General features: G+C 74.0%; 2 protein-coding genes. Both read right to left on the bottom strand.

What is annotated here, in order from left to right; translation table 11 throughout:
• Positions 1–27 precede the first annotated feature (27 nt).
• The gene (locus NBZ83_RS31910; RefSeq protein WP_261568501.1) at positions 28–939 is read right to left on the bottom strand and encodes a TIGR01777 family oxidoreductase; all 912 of its coding nucleotides are present in this window, start codon (positions 937–939) and stop codon (positions 28–30) included.
• A gap of 118 nt (positions 940–1057) precedes the next feature.
• A partial coding sequence (locus NBZ83_RS31905; RefSeq protein WP_261576482.1) for a 2-oxo acid dehydrogenase subunit E2 occupies positions 1058–1862 on the bottom strand: 805 nt, incomplete at its 5' end.

Raw genomic sequence — 1862 nt, 5'->3', positions numbered from 1 at the left:
GTGTCGGGGTGTCGGGGTGCCGGTGAGTCAGGCGCCGTCGGTGAGGATCGCCCGCAGGGCGGTGTCGATGTCGGGATGAGTGAAGCGGAAGCCTGCCGCGGCGAGGACGGTGGGGGCCAGCCGCTGGGAGGCGAGGACACCCTCGTCGGCGAACTCACCGAGGGCTGCGCGCAGGGCGAGGCGGGGCACCGCCGCGAACGCCGGGCGGTGCAGGGCAGAGGCGAGCGCCGTGGTGAAGGCGGCGTTGGTGACGGGGCCGGGCGCGACCAGGTTGACCGGCCCGGCGACAGAGTCCTCGGCGAGCAGCAGGCGCAACGCGGCCACCTGGTCGACGCGGCTGATCCAGCTCAGCCACTGGCGGCCGGAACCCAGCCGGCCCCCGAGTCCCAGACGGAACAGCGGGAGTTGGCGGCCGAGACTTCCCCCGTGGCGGGAGAGCACGACCCCGGTTCGCAGCGTGACGACCCGGATGTCGGCCTCGCGGGCGGGCGTGGCCGCTGCCTCCCAGTCCTCGACGAGCCGGGCGAGGAACCCCGCGCCGGCGGGGGCGCTCTCGTCGAGTGGGCCGGCGTCGCCGCCCGCCGAGGTGCCGTACCAGCCGATGGCGCTGCCGGTGAGGAACACCCGCGGGGGTGGCGTGAGGGCGGCGAGGGCGCGGGCGAGTAGATCGGTGCCGGCGATCCGGCTGTCGCGGAGCAGGCGCTTGTAGTCGTCGGTCCAGCGGTGGTCGCCGATGCCTGCGCCGGCGAGGTGGAAGGCGGCGTCGGTGCCGGCGAGCGCCGCCGGGTCGAGCCGACCGGCGGCGGGATCCCACTGGATCTCGCCGCCGGTGCGGGGCGTTCGCCGGACCAGGGCGGTCACGGTGTGGCCGTCCTCGCGAAGGGCGGGGACGAGGGCCGAACCGATCAGGCCCGAGGCTCCGGTCACAACGATGCGCATGATGGACCATCGTGGCCGGCCGTCGCCCCGAACGCGAGGCGCCCGACCGGCCCGCGGTGGAGGACTCCCCTGGCGGGGGGAGTCCTCTCGGCAGGGCAGTGCGCTGGCGCGGGACTGCCTACAGGCCCAGGTCGGCCTCGAAGGTGCCCTCTTCGAGCCGCCGCTTGATGAACGTCAGGAAGCGGGCGGCGTCGGCCCCGTCGACGATGCGGTGGTCGTAGGTCAGCGACAGGTACACCGCCGACCGGACGGCGATGATCTCGCCGAGCTCGGGGTCGTCGATGACGGCGGGCTTCTTGGTCACGATTCCCGTGCCGAGGATGCCGACCTGCGGCTGGTTGATGATCGGCGTGTCGAACAGGGCGCCCCGGCTGCCGGTGTTCGTGAGGGTGAAAGTCCCCCCGCCGAGCTCGTCCGGGGAGATCTTGTTGGCCCGGGTCCGGCTGGCCAGCTCGTCGATCTTGCGGGCGAGCCCGGTGAGGTTGAGGTCACCGGCGTTGTGGACGACCGGCACGACCAGGCCGCGCTCGGAGTCCACGGCGATGCCGAGGTTCTCCTCGCCGTGGTAGGTGACCGTCCCAGCCTCGACGTCGAGGCTGGCGTTGAGCTGCGGGAACTCGCGCAGCGCCTCGCAGGCCGCCAACGCGAAGAACGGCAGGAACGTCAGCTTCAGCCCCTCGCGGGCCTGGAAACCGGCCTTGGCCCGGTCCCGCAGCCGCGCGATGCGGGTGACGTCCACCTCGACGACGGTGGTGAGCTGGGCGCTGATCTGCAGCGACTCGACCATGCGCTTGGCGACCAGGGCGCGCAGCCGGGAGAGCTTCTCGGTGCGTCCGCGGACCGGGGCGGGAGTGGAGGTGCCCGTGCCGGTGGTCGCCGGGGCAGTGGCGGCGGCCGGCGCAGCGGGGCGGGCCGGTGCCGAC

Source organism: Frankia gtarii (assembly GCF_025403375.1).
Lineage (GTDB): Bacteria > Actinomycetota > Actinomycetes > Frankiales > Frankiaceae > Frankia > Frankia gtarii.
Note: the sequence above shows the minus strand (reverse complement) of the source record. Positions and strands in the feature narration are given on the sequence as shown.